This is a genomic window from Streptomyces chiangmaiensis, assembly GCF_036281785.1.
Taxonomy (GTDB): domain Bacteria; phylum Actinomycetota; class Actinomycetes; order Streptomycetales; family Streptomycetaceae; genus Streptomyces; species Streptomyces chiangmaiensis.
On sequence record NZ_JAYWVC010000090.1, the window covers coordinates 1 to 20,410 of the forward strand.

Here is a 20,410-nt window from a genome sequence, read left to right on the forward strand (position 1 = left end):
CCGGGGCGTCCTCGGAGGTATTTGGTGAGTTTCGTGGAAGAGGTAATGGACACCTCCATGAGCTGGTCGACGGTCACCGACGAGACGGTCCGGACCAGGGCTGGTGAGGAGGGCCTGCCGACCGTCACGGACCCGAGGACGGTGGCTCCTCGTGATGCGCGGGAACTGTCCCGTCAGTTCTTCCAGCGGCTGAGCACGTTGGAGGAGGGCACGCACGAATACCAGTACGCGCGCGACACCCTGATCGAGGTGAATATGACGCTGGTACGGTTCGCGGCCGGCCGGTTCCGCAACCGCAGCGACGACATGGAGGACATCGTCCAGGTCGGCATGATCGGTCTCATCAAGGCCATCGACCGGTTCGAGATCTCCCGGGAGGTGGAGTTCACCTCATTCGCCGTGCCGTACATCGTCGGCGAGATCAAGCGGTTCTTCCGCGACACGACCTGGGCGGTCCATGTGCCGCGCCGGCTGCAGGAATTGCGGGTGGAGCTGGCGAAGGCGCGCGAGGAACTCGCGACCCGTCTGGACCGTGTGCCGACCGTCGCCGAACTGGCCGCGCTGATGAACCTGCCCGAGGACGAGGTGATCGAGGCGCAGATCGCGGCCAACGGCTACAACTCGTCGTCGCTGGAGGCCACGCTGACCGGGGACGACCAGGACGGTGAGGCCGTCCTCGCCGACTTCATCGGCGAAGAGGACGACGGCATCGCCCTCGTCGAGGACTTCCACACCCTCGCCCCGCTGGTGGCGGAGCTCAGCCAACGCGACCGGACGATCATCCATATGCGCTTCGTTGAGGAGGCCACTCAGGCCGACATCGGCGCCCGGCTCGGATGTTCCCAAATGCATGTCTCGCGTCTGATCAAGCGCATCATCGAGCAGTTGCGCTGCGGCATGCTGGACGACGTCAGGCGGGTCGACGCCGCCTGACGGGCGGCCTCAGTGCCCGAGCCGCACCACAGCCGTGACCCGCTTGCCGACCGGGACCCGCTCACACGCCACCTGGGCGGCCAGCGCGTGGACGATCTCCAGGCCGTGCATGCCGATACGCCCGGGGTCCCTCGGATAGCGCCGGGGCAGGGCGGCACTGCTGTCGTAGACCACGACGGTCACGGCCGTGTCGGTACCCTCCAGTTCGAGGATGTACGGACCGGGGCTGTGCCGCTGCGCGTTGGTGACGAGTTCGCTCACCACCAGCAGCACATCGCCGGTGGTGCGCTCGTCGATGCAGGCGCACCATTCGGGCCGGAGCTGTTCGAGGAACAGCTCACCGAAGGCCCGGGCCTCGGTGATGGACCCCGGTTCCCCGGCGTAGTGCGCCGCTCTCCGCAGCGGTTCAACGGGCGTGTCGAAGTGTGCCGGTATGACCACTTCGTCCAGGTGCTCCCTCATGCGGTCTCTCTCGGATGCCGGTGCTCGTAGGGCGCGACACCCCCAGAGGCACCGCACCAGTGCTCGTACCCAGTGACACGTGTGCCAGTCACCGTGCTTGCCGGCCCCGCCGTCGCGGGTACGACGGCCCCACCCGCCGGGGGCGTCTTCGCGTCGGTCCGGGGCATTCGCAGGGTATGACGCCCGGTCGTACGCCGTCAGGGCCGGGGTACCGGAGGTGGGCCGTGGGCCGGTGGGTGTGGCCGGTCCTCGTGATGGGGGCGGCGGTGGTGCTGTCCGGGCTGCTCCCGTGGGTGCAGGCGCACCGGCGTGTGAGCACGGTGATCGCCGAGCAGCGAGGGCAGGAGTCCGGAAGGCGGGATGTGCGGGGGTGGGGGAGCGCCGGGACGAAGCGCTGCGTGCGACGCGCGCCCACGGATTCGGCGAGCAGTTCGCACTCCGTGGTGTCGTCCCTGATGGCGACGCGGACCAGCCGTCCGGCGGCCGGCTCCTCGGCCACCTCCTCCTGTCGGCCGTCGCCGCCGCACCAGGCACGCAGGACGCCCGGCACGTCCTGAACTTCGCGTCCACGCTGCCGACCGTGGCCTACCCGCCCTCGGCCTGCTTCGCGCCTCCTGCCTCGTCCGCCTGCTTGGCCTGCGCGGCCTTCTCGTCCGCGGGCCTGGCCCTGAGGCTCAGGGCCAGATCGCCGTCCACGACGTCCGCGACGACGGTGTCACCCGGGTTGAGGGTCCCGTCCAGCAGCATGTTCGACAGCCGGTTGTCCAGCTCGGTCTGGATGGTGCGGCGCAGCGGCCGGGCACCGAACTCCGGCTGGTACCCCCGATCGGCCAGCCAGTCCTTGGCCACCTCGGTGACCTCCAGTCGGACATCCTGCGCGTGCAGCCGGCGCCGGGTGCCGTCGAGGAGCAGGTCGACGATCTGCACCAGGTCCTCGCGGACCAGAGAGTGGAAGACGATGACGTCGTCGATCCGGTTGATGAACTCGGGGCGGAAGTGCGCCTGGAGCTCCGCCATCAGATCGTCCCTGATCTCCTCGACGTCGCCCCGGTGGTCCAGGATGTGCTTCGAGGCGATGTTGCTCGTCATGATGACGACGGTGTTGCGGAAGTCGACCGTGCGCCCGTGGGCGTCGGTGAGCCGCCCGTCGTCCAGGACCTGCAGCAGCAGGTTGAACACGTCCGGGTGGGCCTTCTCCACTTCGTCGAGCAGCACGACGCTGTAGGGCTTGCGGCGCACCGCCTCGGTGAGCTGGCCCGCCTCCTCGTAGCCGACATAACCGGGCGGGGAGCCGACGAGCCGCGAGACGGTGTGCTTCTCCTGGAACTCGCTCATGTCGAAGCGGACCATGCGGTCGGGGTCGCCGAAGAGAAGTTCCGCGAGCGCCTTGGCGAGTTCCGTCTTGCCGACACCGGTGGGGCCGAGGAAGAGGAAGCTGCCGGTGGGCCGGTTGGGGTCGCCCATGCCGGCCCGGCCGCGCCGCACGGCCTGGGCCACGGCGGTGACCGCCTGGTCCTGGCCGATGACACGCTCGTGCAGGAGATCCTCCAGCTTCATCAGCCGCTCACGCTCGGTCTCCGTCAGCTGGGAGACCGGGATGCCGGTGCGTGCGGAGAGCACCTCGGCGATGTCCTCGACGGTGACCATGGAGGTCGCCGCCGCCCCGCCCTCGCTGATCCCCGACAACTCCCGCTCCAACTCGGGTATCTGGCGCTTGAGTTCACTCGCGCGCTCGAAGTCCTCCGTGCTGACCGCCTCGTCCTTCTCCCGGCGCAGCCGCTCGATGCGGTCCTCCAACTCCGCGACCTCGGTGGAGTCGACCACGGCACGCAGTCCGACCCGGGCCCCGGACTGGTCCATGAGGTCGATGGCCTTGTCGGGCAGGAACCGGTCGCTGATGTAACGGTCGGAGAGCGACGCCGCGGCGTCCAACGCCTCGTCCGAGTAGCGGACTTGGTGGTGTGCCTCGTAGGAGTCGCGCAGTCCGCGCAGAATCTCGATCGTCTCCTCGACGCTGGGCTCCGGCACCATGACCGGCTGGAACCGGCGTTCCAGCGCCGCGTCCTTCTCGATGTGCTTGCGGTACTCGTCCAGGGTGGTCGCGCCGACGACACTGAGGTCGCCCCGTGCGAGCGCGGGCTTGAGGATGTTGCCTGCGTCCATCGACCCCTCGCCCGTGGCGCCGGCGCCGACGACCTGGTGCAGCTCGTCGATGAAAAGGATGATCACCTTCTTGGACTCGGAGACCTCGTCGATGACCTTCTTCAGCCGTTCCTCGAACTGACCCCGGTACTGCGACCCGGCAACGAGCCCGGCCATGTCGAGCTCGACCACACGACGGTCCTTCAGCACCCTGGGCACCTGACCGCCGACGATGCGTTGCGCCAGACCCTCGACGATCGCGGTCTTGCCGACGCCCGGATCGCCGATGAGCACCGGGTTGTTCTTGGTCCGGCGGGAGAGCACCTCGACGGTCTGCTCGATCTCGGAGGCCCGGCCGACCACGGGGTCGAGGCGGCCGCCGCGCGCCTCGTCGGTGAGGTCGCGCCCGTACTCGTCGAGCGTCGGGGTGTCGGCATGCCCGCCGGCCGCCTGCCGCGGCCGGCGGGGGGCGCTCAGCGCGCTCTGGGAGGCGCCCTCCGCCTGGAGGGTTCGGGTCAGCGGGGAGCGCGGATCGTCGAGGAGCGCGGCGAGGATGTGTTCCGGGCCGATGTACGAGGCACCGGCCGCCTGAGAGCGGGCATGGGCGGCGAGCAGGGCGCGCTTGGCCGCCGGGGTGAGTGCAGGCTCTCCGGTGCCGGTCCCGGAGGGCAGCGAATTCTGCAGGTCGGCGGCGAGCCGGTCGGGATCCGCGCCGGCTTGCTCCAGCACCTGGCGCGCGGCCGGTACCCGGGTGGCGGCCCACAACAGGTGTACGGCGTCGAGGTCGGAGCCGTCCTCGGCGGCCCGCTCCCCGGCGGTGGCGAGCAGCTCGTGCGAGGATTCGCTCAGCAGACGTCCGATGGGGACGCGCTGCACGGCCGGTGGCGAGGTGGCCGGGCTCATGCCGAAGAAGCGATTGAAGAGGTCGGAAAACGGGTCGCCTGACCCGAAGGGCGAGATCGTCACGTTTGACCACCCGTCCGGCGGCAACACACGGCCGCGTATCGCCCGCCGTAGTCGATTTGCCCGTACTTGCCCAGTCTTCGCCAGGTCCTAGCGCATCACAACCGCAGGACCACGAGGACGATCGAGGCGATCGGCGTGCGAGTGCACGGGCACCCGTGCACCGACGGTCGTGTGCCCTCGCCGACCGATGAGTTCTCGTGCCTCGGCCGGTCATGTCAGCAGGACGACCCACCCGGACCGGAGGAAACCATGGACGCGAACGGCACACTGGACGAGAGGTTCACCGCCGTCCTGCTCAAGAGTGCGAGCAACGGCGGCTGGACGTATGTCGTTTGGCCGAGGTCCGTCGATTTCTTCGGCACGCGGGGCCTGGTCAAGGTCCGCGGAACGATCGACGGACACCCTTTCCGCAGCTCGTTCATGGCCCTGGGCGACGGCACCCACAAACTGCCGGTCAGGGCCGACGTGCGCAAGGCGATCGGGAAGCAGGAGGGCGACACCGTGACCGTCCACCTGGAGGAGCGGCTCAGCCCCTGACCGCCGCCCGCGCCGCGTCCCGGTAGCGCCTCGGTGCGATGCCCACGGTGCGTTTGAAGGCGTTGCTGAAGGCGCTCTCCGAGGTGTAGCCCACGGACCGCGCGAGAGCCGACACCGACGTCTCCTCCTCGCGCAGGGCGCGCGCCGCCAGGGTCATGCGCCAGTTGAGGAGATACGTCAAGGGCGGAACGCCGGCCGCTTTCCTGAATCGCAGGGCGAACGCGGTCCGGGACATGGCGGCGGCCCGGGCGAGTTCCTCCAGTTGCCAGGGGCGCGACGGGTCGCCGTGCATCAGCCGCAGCGCCGGGCCGAGGCGCTCGTCGGCCAGGGCCCGCAGCCAGCCGGCCGGAAGGAGCTCGGCATCGGCAAGACAGACCCGCAGCACCTGGACGAAGAGCAGCTGGGCGAGCTGGTCGGACGCGAACACGCTTCCGGCCCGTTCCGTCGTCATCTCGGCCACCAGCTGTGCGATCAGCCAGCCCAGTACCGGGGCCTCGACCTCGACGGCCCGCACGTGGATCAGCTCCGGCAGAGCCCGGCGCAGCAGGTCACCACTGCTGAGGTCGATGTGGCCGGAGACACACACGAACTCCTCGCCGCCACCCAGGTGGGCCATGCGGCTGCCCGGGTCCATGGCGACCCCACCCGAGTCCAGCGGCTCGATCCCCGGAGCGCTGCACAGCACGTAAGGGCGTCTGCCGTCGGAGACGACGACGTCCCCCTCCTCGATCGTGAGGGACTCCGCTCCGTCCTCGCGGACCAGAAGGCAACGCCCCCGCACCACCGCATTGACCTTTTCCGGCATCGGTCTCGAGACGGCCCGGGTCCTTCGTTCCGCGGGCGCCGATGTCGTCGTACCCGCCCGTGACACGGACCGGGCCCGGGCCGTCCTGCGGAACGTCGACGGCGTCGAGGTGGAGCAGATGGACCTGCTGGACCCGGCATCCATCGACGCCTTCGCCGACAAGTTCCTGGCCTCCGGACGTCGCCTGCACATCCTGGTGAACAGCGCGGGCGTCATGGCAACCCCGCTGACCCGGGACGCGCGTGGCTACGAGGGCCAGTTCGCCACGAACCACCTCGGACATTTTCAGCTCGTGTCCCGCCTGTGGCCCGCACTGGTCGCGGCCGGCGGAGCGCGGGTGGTGGCGGTGTCCTCCCGGGGGTTCCGCTTCTCCCCCGTCGTCTTCGACGACCTGCACTTCGAGCACCGGACGTACGAGCCGTTCGCCGCCTACGGTCAGTCGAAGACCGCGAACGCCCTCTTCGCGGTCGAGCTGGACCGGCGTGGGCGGGCGGAGGGCGTGCGGGCCTTCGCCGTGCACCCGGGCATCATCATCGACACCGGTCTCGCCAAGCACATCTCCGAGGAGATGATCCGGGCGGCGGGTGCCGTGGACGAGGAGGGCCGCCCCGTACGCGACCCCTCCCGCCAGCTCAAGACGATCGCGCAGGGAGCGGCCACCAGCGTCTGGTGCGCGACCAGCCCGCAGCTGGACGGGCTGGGCGGCGTCTACTGCGAGAACTGCGACATCAGCCCGCTGGTGGCCCAGGCGGACGAGGCCGCCTGGCGGGCCGGGGCGGAGGCCGTCGGCGTACTCGGGTACGCGGTATCCCGGGGCGGCCACCCGTCTGTGGGAGGTGAGCGAACGCCTCATGGCCTGATCGCCCGGCGTGCCCGTCGCCCGCCTGCGCGAGGGCCGTGCCCTACTGCTTGAGGACCGCGTCGATCCGGGCCAGCTCGTCCGCGTCGAAGTCCAGGTTGCGCGTGGCCGCGACGCTGTCCTCCAGCTGCTGCGGGCTGCTCGCGCCCACCAGGGCCGAGGTCACCCGGCCGCCGCGCAGCACCCAGGCCAGGGCCATCTGGGCCAGCGACTGACCGCGCGACCTGGCGATGTCGTCGAGGGCGCGCAACTGCCCCACCAGGTCCTCGGTGAGCGACTCGGCGGTCAGGAACGAACTGTCTCTCGCGGCCCGCGAACCCTCCGGAATGCCGTCGAAGTAGCGGGCGGTCAACAGGCCCTGCCCGAGCGGCGAGTAGGCGATGGAGCCGACCTGGAGTTCGTCCAGGGCGTCGAGCAGCCCCTCGTCCTCCGGGCGGCGGTCGAGCATCGAGTAGCGCGGCTGGTGGATCAGCAGCGGAGTGCCGAGTTCGCCGAGGATCCGGGCGGCCTCGCGGGTCTGCTCCGGCGAATAGTTGGAGACACCGACATACAGCGCCTTGCCCTGCTGGACCGCCGAGTGCAGGGCGCCCATCGTCTCCTCGAGCGGGGTCTCCGGGTCGGGGCGGTGCGAGTAGAAGATGTCGACATAGTCCAGGCCCATCCTCTTCAGGCTCTGGTCGAGCGACGAAAGCAGGTACTTGCGGGAGCCCCATTCGCCGTACGGACCCGGCCACATCAGGTGGCCGGCCTTGGTGGAGATCACCAGCTCGTCACGGTAGGGCGCGAAGTCCGCCCGCAGTGCGTCGCCGAGGGCGGACTCGGCGGCGCCGGGCGGCGGGCCGTAGTTGTTGGCCAGGTCGAAGTGCGTGACACCGAGGTCGAAGGCACGGCGCAGGATCTGCCGCTGGGTCTCCGCCGGGCGGTTGGGGCCGAAGTTGTGCCACAGTCCGAGGGACAGCGCGGGCAACCGCAGGCCGCTGCGTCCGGTGCGGCGGTAGGCCATGGCCTCGTAGCGGGCGGGATCTGCGGTGTACAACGTGCACTCCAGGTGGGGTCAGCCGACAACGCCCTCCACTCTCGCCCGCCCGTCCGGCAGCGGTCCAACAGAGGAATCCGATGGGATTGAACATTTACACTTCTCAATCATGGAATTGCGCCATCTCCAGCACTTCGTCGCCGTCGCCGAGGACCGGCACTTCACCCGGGCAGCGGAACGTCTGATGGTCTCGCAGTCGGGCCTGTCCGCGTCGGTCCGCGCCCTGGAGCGGGAACTCCAGGCCCCGCTGTTCGTTCGCACCACCCGCAGTGTCACGCTCACGGAGGCGGGCCGCGCCCTGCTGGTGGAAGCGGAGCGGATCCTGTCCCAGGTGCGCGCCGCCCGTGAGGCCGTCGCCGCCGTCCAGGGCGTGCTGCGTGGCACGCTGTCGCTGGGCACAGAGCAGTGCATCGCAGGGGTGGATGTCGCCCGGCTGCTCGCCGGGTTCCGTCGACGTCACCCCGACGTGGAGATCCGGCTGCGCCAGGCCGGTTCGGGCGCGCTGGCCGAGGAGGTCGCGGCGGGCCGACTGGATCTCGCGTTCGCGGTGCGCACCCAGGAGGACACCGACCAGCTGCGCTCCCTCCCGCTCACGAGCGAACCGATGACCGTACTGTGTCATCCGTCGCACCCGCTGGCGGACGGCGGCCCGGTGAGCCCTGAGGACCTGGGCGGCGAGGCGTTCGTCGACTTCCACCCCGACTGGGGGCCGCGTCGCACGACCGACGTGGCGTTCGCGGAGGCGGGGGTGCACCGGACGGTGACGCTCGAGGTCAGCGATGTGCACAGCCTGCTGGAGCTGGTCCACGAAGGGCTCGGCATCGCCGTCGTCCCGCGCCATTTCGGACAGAAGCGGGAGGCCTCCACGCTCGTGTCGCTCCCGGTCAAGAGCGACGCCCTGTACGAGACCGTCGCCGTGCTGCCGCCGCACGAGGCGACGAGCCCGGCGGCCCGGGCCCTGATGGTCCTCCTGGCGGCGGACACGGACGAGGACACCGGCGACGGCTGACCGGCGCTGCGCCCGATGGCCCCGCGTAGCCGGCCGCGATGCGCGATGGTGGACCCATGCATGCGAAGGACATCCTCATCGACGCGTACAGCCGCATCCAGGAAGAAGTCCATGCCGCCGTCGACGGGCTGGGACCTGACGAGCTCAACGCCCGTCCCGCCGAGGACGCCAACTCGATCGCGTGGCTCGTCTGGCACCTGACCCGGGTGCAGGACGACCACGTCGCCGACGCCGGCTCCCTCGAGCAGGTCTGGCTCTCACAGGGGTGGGAGAAGCGCTTCGGCCTCGATCTTCCCCGCCAGGACACGGGGTACGGCCACAGCCCGCAGGCGGTCGCCAGGATCCAGGTGGAATCGGGCGACCTCCTCACCGGCTACTACGACGCCGTGCACGAGCAGACGCTCGGGTTCGTGCACGGGCTGACCGCCAAGGACTTCGAGCGCATCGTGGACGAGCGCTGGGATCCGCCGGTCAGCCTGGGCGTACGACTGGTCAGCGTCCTGTCCGACGATCTGCAGCACGCCGGACAGGCCGCCTATGTCCGCGGGCTGCTCCGGAGCGCGGCCTCGTAGCCGGGCAGGATCACGTCCCGGATCAGGGCGTTGCGCTCGTCGAACGGGATGAACGCGCTCTTGACGGCGTTCACCGTGACCGTGCGCAGATCCTCGACCGTCCAGCCCGCCTCCTCGACCAGCAGGGACATCTCGCGGGTCATCGTGGTGCCCGAGACCAGACGGTTGTCGGTGTTGAGGGTGACCCGGAAGCCCAGGTCCTTCAGTGCCGTGATCGGGTGCCCGGCGATCGAGGAGGCGGCGCCCCTCTGAAGGTTGGAGGTCGGGCACATCTCCAGCGCGATTGGGCGGTCCCGCACCCAGCCTGCGAGCCGGCCGAGCTTGCCGTCGACCATGTCGTCGGTGATGCGCACACCGTGGCCGATGCGCTGGGCGCCGCAGACCTGAAGGGCTTGATGGATGCTGGGCAGGCCGTGCGCCTCGCCCGCGTGAATGGTGAACGGCATGCTCTCGCGCCGCAGGTACTCGAAGGCGGCGAGGTGGTCGGCGGGCGGAAAGCCGTCCTCGGCTCCGGCGATGTCGAACCCGACCACGCCCGCGTCGCGGAAGGCCACCGCGAGGTCGGCGATCTCCCGGGTGCGGTCGAACATGCGCATGCCGCACAGCAGGGTGCCGACCTGGACGGGGTGCTGCCGCCGCCTTCGCCGTGCCGGAGGCGAGCCCTTCCTGCATGGGTGCGAGCCGATCGAGGGCCCGACGGGCGAGCGGGGGACGGCGAACGGCAGCGCGAGCGGGAGGAGCAACAGGAAGGTCATTGCTCGCCGGATTCCAGTACATCCCGGAGAACGCGCTCGTCCTCTTCGCTGAGCTGGGCCACGAAGCGGGCCAGCACCGTGTGCCGGTCGCTGTCCCGGTCCAGCTCGGTGTGCATGCGCCGGGCGGTGAGGTCGTGGGCGTCCTGGACAGGGAAGTAGGCGTATCCACGGCCCTGGCGCCGGCGTTCGACGACGCCCTTGTCGTGCAGTCGGGACAGGATCGTCGTCACCGTCGTGCGGGCGAGTCCGCCGCCCAGGCTCAGCTGCACCTGTCCAGGGGTCTGGGGGGCGTCCGCTGCCCAGAGGGCGGCCATGACGGTCGCTTCCAGCTCGCCCGCCGGGCGGCGCTCGTCCTTCGCTTCGGTCATGGAACCTTCCTCACCCCGCAATCGTCCGCGTTCGTGCAGACCGTCTGCAGGAACGCAGTCTTCGCGGATCCGGCCGGGCCGGGCCGCGCATCCATTATGAAAGGGACACGCGCCCAGGGACGCGAGCCCTGGGACCGCTCCGCCCCGCACGGTCACCCTCCCCCGGACGCCGCCGTGTAGCGGCGGCACACCGCCGGCTCGACGACGGTGAGCGCACTGGCGCCGTCCCCGGCCCGAGCCGGGCCGGCCCACTGGTGACTCGTGGGACGGCCGGGGGCACCGCGCACAGGGTGTCGCGGCCGTGGACCGAGCGTGCTGATGGAGGAGCGGCGCGGACAGGCAAGACGAGGTGCGGCCCGGCAGCGGGTCCGGGTCCGGTCCGCTTTGCGGGGGCGACTGGGCGGGCCTAGCGTGGAGGGATGTCCGACCTCGACACCGGTTCCGGTGCCGGTTCGGCGTACTGTGACGCCGGCGCGGCGCTGGCGGTGGTCGGTCCGTCGGGAACGGTGACACGGTGGACGGATGCCGCGCGGCAGTTGCTCGGCTATCGGCCCCAGGAGGTTCTGGGGCGGTCCGCCGGGTCGCTGCTGGCGTCGCCCGGTGAGTCCCGGGACGGGTTCGATCAGGAGTGGTCGGGGCGCACGGTGCTGCGCCGTCGGGACGGGCGGACGGTGGACGTCAGTCTGCGGGTGTCCGCGCTGTCCGGGGAAGACGGCACCGTGGAGTGGCTGGTCTCGCTGACGGGGGCGCCGGGATCGGCGCGTGCGGTGTCGGTCGCGGAGAATTGTCCCTTCCCCATGGCCGTCTGGGATTCGGAACTGCGCATGGCGTGGCTGAACGAAGCCCTCGCCGACGCCTACGGAAGTCCCCGGGAGGCGCGGCTCGGCCGGGTGCTGGAGGAGTCGCCACTGTACGCGGACACCAGCGAGGTCAAGGCGACGCTGCGCGAGGTGCTGGACAGCGGTGTTCCGGTGATCGGACGGGAACTGGACCAGCGGGACCGTCGCTGGCGCCGCACGTACGCGCTCTCGGTGTTCCCGGTGGAGAACGCGCGTGCCGGCGAGTCCGGGGTGTGCTCCCTGAATGTGGACGTGACCAGCTCGCGGCGAGCGCGGGAGCGGATCACGCTGCTGAGCAGGGCGGGCACCCGCATCGGCACCACCCTGGACGTCAGACAGACCGCACAGGACCTGGCCGACGTCGTGGTGCCGGTGCTGGCGGACTACGCGACCGTCGACCTCCTCGACTCGGCCGAGCTCGGCGGGCGGCCGCTCACACAGCTCGGCGCGGCGGGCGACGGCCGGATCCCGGCGTTCCACCGCGGTGGCATGGCGTCGATCCACGAGGGCATGCCGGAGTCTCTCTGGTCGCCTGGCGATCCGGTCTTCGTCCCCCCGAACTCTCCCTTCATGGAGGTCCTGGCCTCCGGGCGTTCCTACCTGGAGCCCGAGCTGGACGCCTCGCCCGGCACGTGGCTGGCGCAGGACCCGAGACGGCGCGAGAGGGTCGTCACCCTGGGCATGCACAGTCTGCTGATCCTGCCGATCCACGCCCGCGGCGAGATCCTGGGGGTCACGGTGCTCGTCCGTACGGAGAATCTGGTGCCGTTCGACGAGAACGACCGCCTGGTCGCGGAGGAACTGGTCAGCCGGGCGGCGCTGAGTCTGGACAACGCACGCCGCTACGCCCGCGAGCACACCGCGGCCCTGGCGCTGCAACGCGACCTGCTGCCGCGGCATCCCAGCGGTGGGAGCGCTGTGGACGCGGTGTGGCGCTATCTGCCGTCCGACAAGCGCGGCGGCGTCGGCGGCGACTGGTTCGACGTGATCCAGCTGTCCGGCGCCCGGGTCGCCCTGGTGGTCGGCGACGTCGTCGGCCACGGCATCAACGCCGCGGCGGCCATGGGCCGGATCCGCACCGCGACGATGACGCTGGCCGCGCTGGACCTGCCCCCCGCCGAGGTGCTGGCCAACCTCGACGACCTGCTCGCCCGCCTCGCGGCCGAGAGCGTGGAGGCCACGGCCATGCCCCCCGCGATCATGGGAGCCACCTGTCTGTATGTCGTCTACGACCCCATCAGCCGGCGGTGCACCGCCGCGCGGGCCGGGCACCCGCCACCCGCCCTCGTCGACCCGTCGGGCGCCGTCACGCTGCTCGACGTGCCCCCGGGGGCACCGCTCGGCGTGGGTACTCGGACCTTCGAGGCCGTGGAGTACGAGCTGAGCGAGGAAAGCACACTCGTCCTCTACACCGACGGTCTCGTCGAGACCCATGACCATGACATCGACTTCGGTCTGGACCGTCTGTGCCGCGCCCTCGGCCAGCGGCCGGGGGCCCCGTTGGAGGAGCTGTGCTCGTCGGCGGTCGCCATCATTCCGGCCGGCGAGCAGTCCGACGATGTCGCGGTGCTCCTGGCCCGGTCCCACTCGTTGGATCCGGACCAGGTCATGGAGTGGGAGTTGGCCGCCGACGCCGCGGCCGTCGGCGGCGTCCGAGCGGCGGCCGTACGGACGCTGACGGACTGGCGGCTCGAACGGCTGGTGCCCGCCGCTGAGCAGATCATCGGCGAACTGCTCGCGAACGCCGTTCTCCACGCGGCGGGCCCGGTGCGTCTGCGCCTGATCCGCTACCAGGTGCTGGTGTGCGAGGTCTTCGACCGCAGCCTTCACATCGTGCGGGCGGGCAACGCCGGACCGACCGACGAGGGGGGCCGAGGTGTCGCGATCGTCGCCGCGCTCGCCTCCCGTTTCGGTTCCCGATGGACATCGAACGGCAAGTGCGTCTGGGCCGAGCTGCCATTGCCCCCCGGAGGCGGCGACGGGGGCGAAACGGGCTGATGACGGACGGCGCCGCTCGAAGCGTGAGGGCCCCGGGCCCCCGGAGGCGGGGCCGCGCCCCGTCGCCCTACCGCTCCTGCAGGCGCACGGTGTCGAGGCGCTTCATCTCGTCGTCCGTGAGCCGTAGTGCACCGGCCGCCACGTTCTCCACGAGGTGATCGGGGTTGCCCGTGCCCGGGATGGCCAGGACGTGGGGGCCCTGCTGAAGCGTCCACGCCAGCCGGACCTGGGCGGGCGTGGCGTCGTGCGCCCGTGCGATGGCCTGGACCTCGTCCTCCTCGTTGCCGGCCGGGCCGCGCGCGCCGCCCTTTCCGGCGACCGCGAAGAACGGGACGAACGCGATGCCCTGTTCACCGCACAGCCGCAGCAGTTCGTCGGTGCCCGGAGCGGGGGCGTGGAGACCGTACTGGTTCTGTACGCACACCACCGGTGCGACGGCCTGCGCCTCGGCGAGTTGGTGGGGCTCGACGCCGGAGATGCCGAGGTGCCGGATCAGCCCCGCCTCGCGCAGTTCGGCGAGCGCGCCGAAGTGTTCGGCGATCGAGTCCCACCGCTCCATCCAGCGAAGGTTGACCACGTCCAGGTGGTCCCTGCCGAGCTGCCGCAGATTCTCCTCGACATGCCCGCGCAGCTCGTCCGGACGGGCCGAGGTGCCCCATTCACCCGAGTAGTCGCGGTAGGGGCCGACCTTCGTGACGATGACCAGGTCGTCCGCGTAGGGCGCGAGGGCGCTGTTGATCAGCTCGTTCGCCGAGCGCAGCGACGAGAAGTAGAAGGCGGCCGTGTCGATGTGGTTGACGCCGAGCTCGACCGCCCTGCGCAGCACGGCGATCGACTGCCCGCGGTCGCTCGGCGTTCCGAGGTGGAAGGCGGCACTGCCCGTCAGCCGCATCGCGCCGAAACCGATGCGGTTGACGGGCAGGTCGCCCAGGCTCCAGGTGCCCGCGGCGTCCGCGGTGATCGTCCGTGAGGTCATGGGCCGATCATGCGCACGCTTCACGGACCCGCGCATCCGGTTTGAGGAGCCCTCTACGGATGGATGTAGGTGTTCAGCGTACTCACCGCCGAGGCCGGGTTGCCGAGGTCGTAGCGGTCGACGGCAAGAAAGTTGGGCTTCTTGCGGGCCCCCGGCTGACAGAACCGCTGGGCACGGTCGGCGAGTTTGCTGTTGTTGGTCCCCGCCGTGGACGCGATCGCCGCGTCACGGAAGTGGTTCATGACGAACAGCGGGCGGAAACCGGGTTCGGTGCGGGTCAGCGGGATGACGGTGTTCGCGTCGTACCAGCGGCTGTAGCAGGACCAGTCGGAGGAGCCGATGCCCGGGCCCATGGACCAGTAGTTCTCCACCGTCCAGTCCTTCTGGTACATCACGCCGAAGCTGTCGCGGGTGAGTCCGGCGGCCTCACCGCGGCACGACTGTGATCGGTGAAGATCAGCAGCCGGTCGTTCGCCGCGATCAGATCGGCCATCGTCGGCCAGCCGTTCCACCTCACCCCTGTCTGATCGCGCCGGTAGAGAACGTCCGACAGGCCGTTCACCCTGGCCAGTTCGCTGCGCAGGACGCCCGGATCGACGTAGTCCTCCAGGAAGACGGTGATGAACTGATCGGGGTGTGTCCTGAGGAAGTCCACGATGCGCTGGACATCCACCCACAGGGCGACCGGACGGCTGACCAGGGTGCAGCCGCCCCGTCGTAGCTACCGCCAGACGCACGTCATGATTCGGAGGTGTCGCCCTCCGTACCTCCGGCGCCCAGGACGAACGTTCCCTTGGCCGGCAGCGTGGCGACTACGCCCCGGTCCCTCAGCAACCGGACGGCACGGCGCACGGTCCCGATGGCCACACCGTAGATCTCTGTCATGGCCCGCTCGCCGGGCAGCGCGGCACCCTTCGGCAGTTTGCCCGACCGGACCTCCTCCTGGATCTGGTCCGCAAGCTCCTCGTATCGGTACTTCGGCAGGTCGGTCATGAAACGAGACTGACGCGGCCTTCGTCGTCCCGCAGCGTGGGAACGCGTCCGGACGCGTTGGGTATCAAGGGGACGCAGGGGGACGCGGTTGCGGTAACGTCGTTAACGACAGGACCCCCGCGACCGTGCGACCGGTCCGGGGGCATGGCCGACTGCGAAGGAGTCGACATGGAAGACCTTAACGTCTGCGGCGCTGAAGCCCTGGTCCCCGCGGACCATTCAGCGGACACGCTGGGCGAGCTGGCAGCCGATTGCTGCCTGGTCCCTGGGCATGCGGGCGACCACTTCAACGGCATGGCCCGTTGGGCAGCGGAGGAGGCGTCCCGCGCGGACCTGATCCTGGGCCTGATGGAGGGCCTGTGCACGGAGGACGCGGAACTCCTCCGGAGCATGCTGCGGCTGGCGGAGCTGGCTCGGCCGGAGGCTGACGACGTCCAGCTCCTGGAGGACGCTCTGGTCTCCCTGGACGGCCTCTTCGCTGCGGTGGATGCCGCATGAATGCCCTGCGACGCCTGCCCTGGCAGGACAACGGGAAGCCTGCGTACGTCACGCCCGGCGACGGGATCGTTAACGCCCTCGCGGACACCATGGAGAACATGACCCTGGCCCAGGCGGAGGACCTGGCCGACCAGGCCGCGCGGATGGCACGCGACAGCAAGGCGAACGCGCGCGACATGCGGCCCGTCCTGGCGCTCCTGGCTGGCGCCGTTAACGTCGCCAGGCTCCGTGGTGAGAGGCTGGGCGAGGACAGCGACGAGGAGCGTGCCCAGCGGGACGCGGATCGTTAACGACAGCCCTCAAACAAACAAGGCCCCCGACCAGTCCCAGCGAAGGACAGTCGGGGGCCTTCGTCGTGCGGCCGGACGCTCCAGCCACCAGGCGACGAACCAGTGTCACGACTTGAGCACACTGCCTTCAGATGATGCTCGCCTGGGCGCATGATGCCTCGACAGAACACGCATCATCTCGGGGGATTGATGTCCAGCTACAGCGACGTACAGAAGGCCGTCAGGGTCGAGAAGTTCCGGATCTGGTTCGCGTGGATCAGCGGCGGCGTGATCATACTCCGTCGAGCCGAGCACGGCCGCCCCCGGACGGGGCGAGCAACAGGACCTGGCGCACGCGCCGGTGGGGGCGGCCGCGGTGGGGGGTTGCGCAGGCTCACTCAACACCATTGGTCTGTACCAGTCAAGGGTGCAGACCGGCCAACTGGCCTTGCATCCCAGCGAGTCGGCGGCGGACTCGGGCCTTCGCCCGGCCGGTCCGTCACACCCGCGGGTCTCCCACGAGCTCCCGCAGCCGCTGCTCCAGGAAGGTACGCTCCGCCACTGCCGGCGGCATCTCTGAGACACCCGCCGAGGCCGGCCGGGCACCACTACGGCGCCTGGTCGGGCCGCACCGTGATGTGATCGGGCTCCAGTTCCAGCAGGACGCGGTCGCGGATCTCCAGGGCCTGGGTGAAGTCGCCCGGCAGCTGGAGCCGGCCGGTGCGGTCCACGGTGGCGTACTCGCGGGCCGTGGTCGTGGTGCGCCCCTGCTCGTCGGTGGTGGTGCGGCGCAGGACCTCCGAGGCCGTGCGGCCGTCGCGGATGGCGACGGTGCGGTGGACCGCGGAGGCGACGGCGGTGTCGTGGGTGACCAGGACGACCGTCGTGCCGAGTTCCTCGTTGACGGTGCGGAAGGTGGCGAAGACCTGCTCGGCGGTGGCGGAGTCGAGCTGGCCCGTGGGCTCGTCGGCGAGGACCAGGGCCGGGTGGTTGGCCAGCGCCACGGCGATGGCGGTGCGCTGCTGCTCGCCGCCCGACATCTGGTGCGGATGCCGGTCGCGGCAGTGGGCCACGCCGGTCATCTCCAGGAGCTCCGCGGTACGGGCGGCGCGCCGCCGCCTGCCCCTGACGATGCCGCTGAGGCGCATGGGCAGGGCCACGTTCTGGGCGGCTGTGAGGTAGGGCAGCAGGTTGCGTGCCGTCTGCTGCCAGACGAAGCCCACCACTTCGCGCCGGTAGCGCAGCCGGGACCGGCTGTCCATGGCCAGCAGATCGAAGCCCGCGACCGAGGCGCCGCCCGCGGTGGGGACGTCGAGACCCGCCAGGATGTTCAGGAGCGTGGACTTGCCGCTGCCCGAAGCGCCGACCAGGGCCATGAGCTCGCCCTTCGCGACCAGCAGGTCCAGCCCCTGCAGGGCCTGCACCTCCCCTCCCTGGCCGGCGAAGATGCGCACGAGGCGGTCGCACGCGATCAGCGCGTCGTGGCTGTGAGCGGGTTGCTCCCGCTGCTGCGCGACGCGCCGCTCCAGGTCGGCGAGCGTGAGCTCGTCCGGCGCCGCCGAGGTCTGTTCCGTCATGTCTGGTCCCCCATCCTCAGGTTCGCGCCTTCGCCGCGCCGTCCGGTCAGCCACGCCTGGGCCGCGAGCACGGCGCACGCCACGGCCAGCAGTCCCGCCGACGGCAGGAAGAGTGCGAGCGGGTCGGTGTCCAGCACCACCGCCGGCACGTCGGCCATCGGCGGCCGGCTGGTGAAGGCCAGGGCGGTCAGGTCGACCCCGGGCCGCAGCAGCGGGACCACGGCGAGACCGGTGAGCATGCCGCCGACCGCCCCGAGCAGGATCTGCGGCAGCATGTCGAGCACGGCGAGCCACTGGCGCTGGCGCGCCTGCATGCCCATGGTGCGCAGCCGGGCCAGCGCGGTGCGGCGCTGCGGTGAGCTCTGCAGCAGGAAGAGCAGCAGGGCCAGGGCGCAGTAGCCGCCGCCGGCCGCGACCACCGCCAGATACACGCGCTGGGCACCGGACTGGAGAGCGGTCGCCTTCAGCGCCGCCCGCTCCTGTGACCGCAGCTTGACGGTCAGTCGGGCCGACGCCTGGTGAGCGGTGGCGCGCAGGGCCGTGCCGTCGACGTGGTCGCCGGTCACGTACAGCGCCGTGGGGTCCAGAGCGGACGCCTCCAGCCATTCGGGATGGGCACGTGCCACGGCCTTCGTCGACACGATGACGAAGTTCCGGCCGTCCGGCACCACGGCGGCGGCGTCCCTTGTCGCCACAGCCCGCACGTCGAAGGGGCCGGCGGACGTCTGCATGGTGATCGGGTCGCGGCCGAACTCCGTTGCCAGCCGCGGGGACACCACCGCGGCGGGCGCGCCCGCACGGCGACCGTCCAGCACCGCCGCCGGGAAGCGGCCGTCCACGCCGGTCACCGCGGCGAGCCGCGCATAGGACCCGGGGTCCACCATGAGCAGGTCGTACGTGATCCCGCCGCGCTCCGTGTGCTGATCGGCATCGATGCGGACGGCCGCCACGTCGCGCACGCCGCTGAGGAGGTGGACGCGTTCCGCGAGACCGGACGGCAGGGCGGCCGGCGCCTCGATGCTGGCGTCCGCGCCGACGGCCGCGAGGGCCGCCCGGTCCCGCCCGGCGGCCACCCCGGACAGGACCGCACCGCCGAACGAGGTCACGGTGAGCGCCACCAGGACGGCGAGCAGCGGCAGCGTGGCCGTGGCGGGAGCACGGCCGGCGCGCGCCACGCCCAGGGGGAGGACCGCACCCCGGAGGCGGGCCGCGGGCCGGGCGAGCAGCCGTAGCGGCAGCGGATACAGCCGGAGCAGCACCACTGCGGCGACCACCGCGACGAGGACGGGAGCGGCCGCGGTGAGCAGGTCGAGGCCGCCGTCCGCCGTACCGCGGCGGCGCAGCGCCAGCACGGCGCCGGTCACGACGAGGACGACGGTCAACTCGGCCACGGTGCGGCGCCGCGAGGGGCGGGCGCGCACGAGGTCCTCCGGCTCGCCCGGGCGCACGGCGCGGACGGAGAGCAGGGCACGTAGGGGCGGAGCCAGCGACGCGACAGCCGCGACCCCGCTCGCCGCCCATACGGCGGCCGCGGAGCGCTGCGTGGGAATCAGCAGCAGGGCGAGGACCAGTCCGGCGGCCGCGGACGGCACCGCCGTGAGGGCGCTCTCACCGAGCAGACGCACCGCCAGGCCGCGCAGGCCCGCTCCGCGGGCGCGCATCAGCATCAGCTCCGTGCGCCGCCGGGCGGCGGCCAGTTCACCGGCCATGAGCAGCACGATGACGGCGACCGTCCCGACGCCGACCGCCGCGACCATGATCAATGGCGCGGTGGCAGCCCGTTCTCTTCCGAACGGCTCCACGTGGGTGGCCAGACCCTCCTCCTCGACGGTGAACCCGCGCAATCCGGTCAGCTGCTGGAGCCGCGCGGCCTGCGGGCCGCTGGTGAGCGCGGTGACACGGTCGACCACGGCGGAGGCGTTGCTCGCGGTCAGGGCGTCGGTGTCGGCGGGGTGGTGCCAGTAGGTGGTGACGCCTTCGTGCAGGCCGAGCAGGGCTCCCGTGGCCCTCTCGTCGACGAAGGCGGTGAAGTGCCAGTAGAACTTGGGGTCTTTGCGGAGCTCGCCGGGCACAGTGGACAGCTTCGGTGCCTGCAGGTCCGGCTCCGCGTTCCAGTAGGAGGCCTTGGCGTGTTGGGGCCGGACGACGCCGGTGATCCGCACCGTCAGCTTGGCTCCGCCCGCTTCGGCGAGATGGACCACGGAACCCGTGTGCAGACGCATGGTGTGTGCCGTGCGCTCGGTGACGGCCGCCTCGACGGTGCCGGCGCCGGAGCCCGGCCGGGGCAGTCGTCCGTCCACGACGCGCGTGAAGCGGTCGAGGTCCGGCTGGGCGACGAGGGTGGCCCGCGGGTCGATGTGCCGGGTCGGCCGGGGCAGGTTCGGGTCCGTGGCGGGCACGGCCTGAGCCGTCCGCACGCCGTAGACGGTCTGCCGCCCGTCCAGAGCGAGGGGCGGGCGTACGACGCTCTGGAACGTCGATTCGGTCGAGGCCAGGGACCGGGGGGTGACGAGGGACTCGGCGTCGTAGGGGAAGGACAGCCACGACACGTCCAGCGTCGCCGTGACGCTGCGATCGGCCACGCTCGCCCGGGTCACCATGTCGCGCAGGGCGGAGTCCTCCTGGACGTCGATCGCGCGGGGCAGGGCCGCCGCAAGGAACGCTGTGACCAGAACCAGCAACGACAGGGCCAGCGTGACGCCGGGTGCCGCGCGCAGACGGGTGCGTATCCAGGGGGCGTCGGCCGAGAAGGCGGTGCCGGTGGGTCCGGTGCCGCTTCCGGCATACGTGCGCCGGCGGCGCGGGAGCGCAGGCAT

General features: G+C 71.1%; 17 protein-coding genes and 3 pseudogenes. 8 read left to right on the forward strand and 12 right to left on the reverse strand.

The window, feature by feature from the left end:
- Window positions 1-57: 57 nt before the first annotated feature.
- Window positions 58-933, forward strand: a complete 876-nt coding sequence (locus VXC91_RS23910; RefSeq protein WP_329509377.1) for an RNA polymerase sigma factor SigF — start codon at window positions 58-60, stop codon at window positions 931-933.
- A 9-nt stretch (window positions 934-942) separates the two neighbouring features.
- On the opposite strand, the gene VXC91_RS23915 is transcribed toward VXC91_RS23910, so the two are convergent.
- The 3 genes and pseudogenes from VXC91_RS23915 to VXC91_RS23920 all read right to left on the reverse strand — a co-directional run bounded on the left by VXC91_RS23915 (window position 943) and on the right by VXC91_RS23920 (window position 4,503).
- Window positions 943-1,395, reverse strand: a complete 453-nt coding sequence (locus VXC91_RS23915) for an ATP-binding protein (protein ID WP_329509378.1) — start codon at window positions 1,393-1,395, stop codon at window positions 943-945.
- A gap of 367 nt (window positions 1,396-1,762) precedes the next feature.
- Window positions 1,763-1,957: pseudogene (locus VXC91_RS47050) on the reverse strand (hypothetical protein); the annotation flags it as partial.
- A gap of 23 nt (window positions 1,958-1,980) precedes the next feature.
- Window positions 1,981-4,503, reverse strand: coding sequence for an ATP-dependent Clp protease ATP-binding subunit (locus tag VXC91_RS23920; RefSeq protein ID WP_329509379.1), 2,523 nt, complete (start codon window positions 4,501-4,503; stop codon window positions 1,981-1,983).
- A 249-nt stretch (window positions 4,504-4,752) separates the two neighbouring features.
- On the opposite strand from VXC91_RS23920, the gene VXC91_RS23925 reads away from it, so the two are divergent.
- Window positions 4,753-5,040 (forward strand): DUF1905 domain-containing protein, encoded by a 288-nt coding sequence (locus VXC91_RS23925; RefSeq protein ID WP_329509380.1) that lies wholly within the window; start codon window positions 4,753-4,755, stop codon window positions 5,038-5,040.
- Here VXC91_RS23925 and VXC91_RS23930 read toward each other — a convergent pair.
- Entirely contained in the window at window positions 5,030-5,911 is an 882-nt protein-coding gene (locus VXC91_RS23930; protein ID WP_329509381.1) for an AraC family transcriptional regulator, read from the reverse strand. The genes VXC91_RS23925 and VXC91_RS23930 overlap by 11 nt on opposite strands.
- Between VXC91_RS23930 and VXC91_RS23935 the strand changes: the two genes are divergently transcribed.
- Window positions 5,829-6,758 carry an SDR family NAD(P)-dependent oxidoreductase gene (locus tag VXC91_RS23935; protein ID WP_329509382.1) on the forward strand — a complete coding sequence of 310 codons (930 nt, stop codon included), beginning with the start codon at window positions 5,829-5,831 and terminating at the stop codon, window positions 6,756-6,758. The two genes, VXC91_RS23930 and VXC91_RS23935, sit on opposite strands and share 83 nt — an antisense overlap.
- Here VXC91_RS23935 and mgrA read toward each other — a convergent pair.
- On the reverse strand, window positions 6,748-7,740 hold the full coding sequence (gene mgrA, locus VXC91_RS23940) for an L-glyceraldehyde 3-phosphate reductase (protein ID WP_329509383.1): 993 nt from the start codon (window positions 7,738-7,740) through the stop codon (window positions 6,748-6,750). The two genes, VXC91_RS23935 and mgrA, sit on opposite strands and share 11 nt — an antisense overlap.
- Before the next feature lie 109 nt (window positions 7,741-7,849).
- Between mgrA and VXC91_RS23945 the strand changes: the two genes are divergently transcribed.
- Together VXC91_RS23945 and VXC91_RS23950 are read left to right on the forward strand one after the other, a co-directional pair.
- Window positions 7,850-8,749, forward strand: a complete 900-nt coding sequence (locus VXC91_RS23945; RefSeq protein ID WP_329509384.1) for a LysR family transcriptional regulator — start codon at window positions 7,850-7,852, stop codon at window positions 8,747-8,749.
- Window positions 8,750-8,805: 56 nt separating this feature from the next.
- Complete coding sequence (locus VXC91_RS23950) at window positions 8,806-9,321, forward strand: mycothiol transferase (RefSeq protein WP_329509385.1); 516 nt, start codon at window positions 8,806-8,808, stop codon at window positions 9,319-9,321.
- Here the strand turns inward: VXC91_RS23950 and VXC91_RS23955 are convergent.
- Both VXC91_RS23955 and VXC91_RS23960 read right to left on the reverse strand, forming a co-directional pair.
- Window positions 9,285-9,993, reverse strand: a pseudogene (locus tag VXC91_RS23955) (adenosine deaminase family protein); the annotation flags it as partial. The gene VXC91_RS23950 and the pseudogene VXC91_RS23955 sit on opposite strands and share 37 nt — an antisense overlap.
- Window positions 9,994-10,072: 79 nt before the next feature.
- Window positions 10,073-10,444: a BlaI/MecI/CopY family transcriptional regulator gene (locus VXC91_RS23960; protein ID WP_329509386.1), complete on the reverse strand. Its 372-nt coding sequence runs from the start codon at window positions 10,442-10,444 to the stop codon at window positions 10,073-10,075.
- A gap of 419 nt (window positions 10,445-10,863) precedes the next feature.
- Here VXC91_RS23960 and VXC91_RS23965 point away from each other — a divergent pair, with 419 nt between their 5' ends.
- Entirely contained in the window at window positions 10,864-13,281 is a 2,418-nt protein-coding gene (locus VXC91_RS23965) for a SpoIIE family protein phosphatase (RefSeq protein WP_329509387.1), read from the forward strand.
- Between the two features lie 67 nt (window positions 13,282-13,348).
- Here VXC91_RS23965 and VXC91_RS23970 read toward each other — a convergent pair whose 3' ends face one another.
- From VXC91_RS23970 to VXC91_RS23980, 3 genes and pseudogenes are all read right to left on the reverse strand, one after another.
- The gene (locus VXC91_RS23970) at window positions 13,349-14,257 is read right to left on the reverse strand and encodes an oxidoreductase (RefSeq protein WP_329509388.1); all 909 of its coding nucleotides are present in this window, start codon (window positions 14,255-14,257) and stop codon (window positions 13,349-13,351) included.
- 53 nt (window positions 14,258-14,310) lie between these two features.
- A pseudogene (locus VXC91_RS23975) lies at window positions 14,311-14,978 on the reverse strand (phospholipase); the annotation flags it as partial.
- A 17-nt stretch (window positions 14,979-14,995) separates the two neighbouring features.
- The gene (locus VXC91_RS23980; RefSeq protein ID WP_329509389.1) at window positions 14,996-15,250 is read right to left on the reverse strand and encodes a winged helix-turn-helix domain-containing protein; all 255 of its coding nucleotides are present in this window, start codon (window positions 15,248-15,250) and stop codon (window positions 14,996-14,998) included.
- Between the two features lie 168 nt (window positions 15,251-15,418).
- On the opposite strand from VXC91_RS23980, the gene VXC91_RS23985 reads away from it, so the two are divergent.
- Together VXC91_RS23985 and VXC91_RS23990 are read left to right on the forward strand one after the other, a co-directional pair.
- On the forward strand, window positions 15,419-15,748 hold the full coding sequence (locus VXC91_RS23985; RefSeq protein WP_329509390.1) for a hypothetical protein: 330 nt from the start codon (window positions 15,419-15,421) through the stop codon (window positions 15,746-15,748).
- A complete protein-coding gene (locus tag VXC91_RS23990; RefSeq protein WP_329509391.1) occupies window positions 15,745-16,038 on the forward strand; it encodes a hypothetical protein in 294 nt (97 codons plus the stop codon). The genes VXC91_RS23985 and VXC91_RS23990 overlap by 4 nt, the downstream gene beginning before the upstream one ends.
- A 587-nt stretch (window positions 16,039-16,625) precedes the next feature.
- On the opposite strand, the gene VXC91_RS23995 is transcribed toward VXC91_RS23990, so the two are convergent.
- On the reverse strand, window positions 16,626-17,594 hold the full coding sequence (locus VXC91_RS23995) for an ATP-binding cassette domain-containing protein (RefSeq protein WP_329509392.1): 969 nt from the start codon (window positions 17,592-17,594) through the stop codon (window positions 16,626-16,628).
- Window positions 17,591-20,410 (reverse strand): ABC transporter permease, encoded by a 2,820-nt coding sequence (locus VXC91_RS24000; RefSeq protein WP_329509393.1) that lies wholly within the window; start codon window positions 20,408-20,410, stop codon window positions 17,591-17,593. Before VXC91_RS24000 ends, VXC91_RS23995 begins: the two co-directional genes overlap by 4 nt.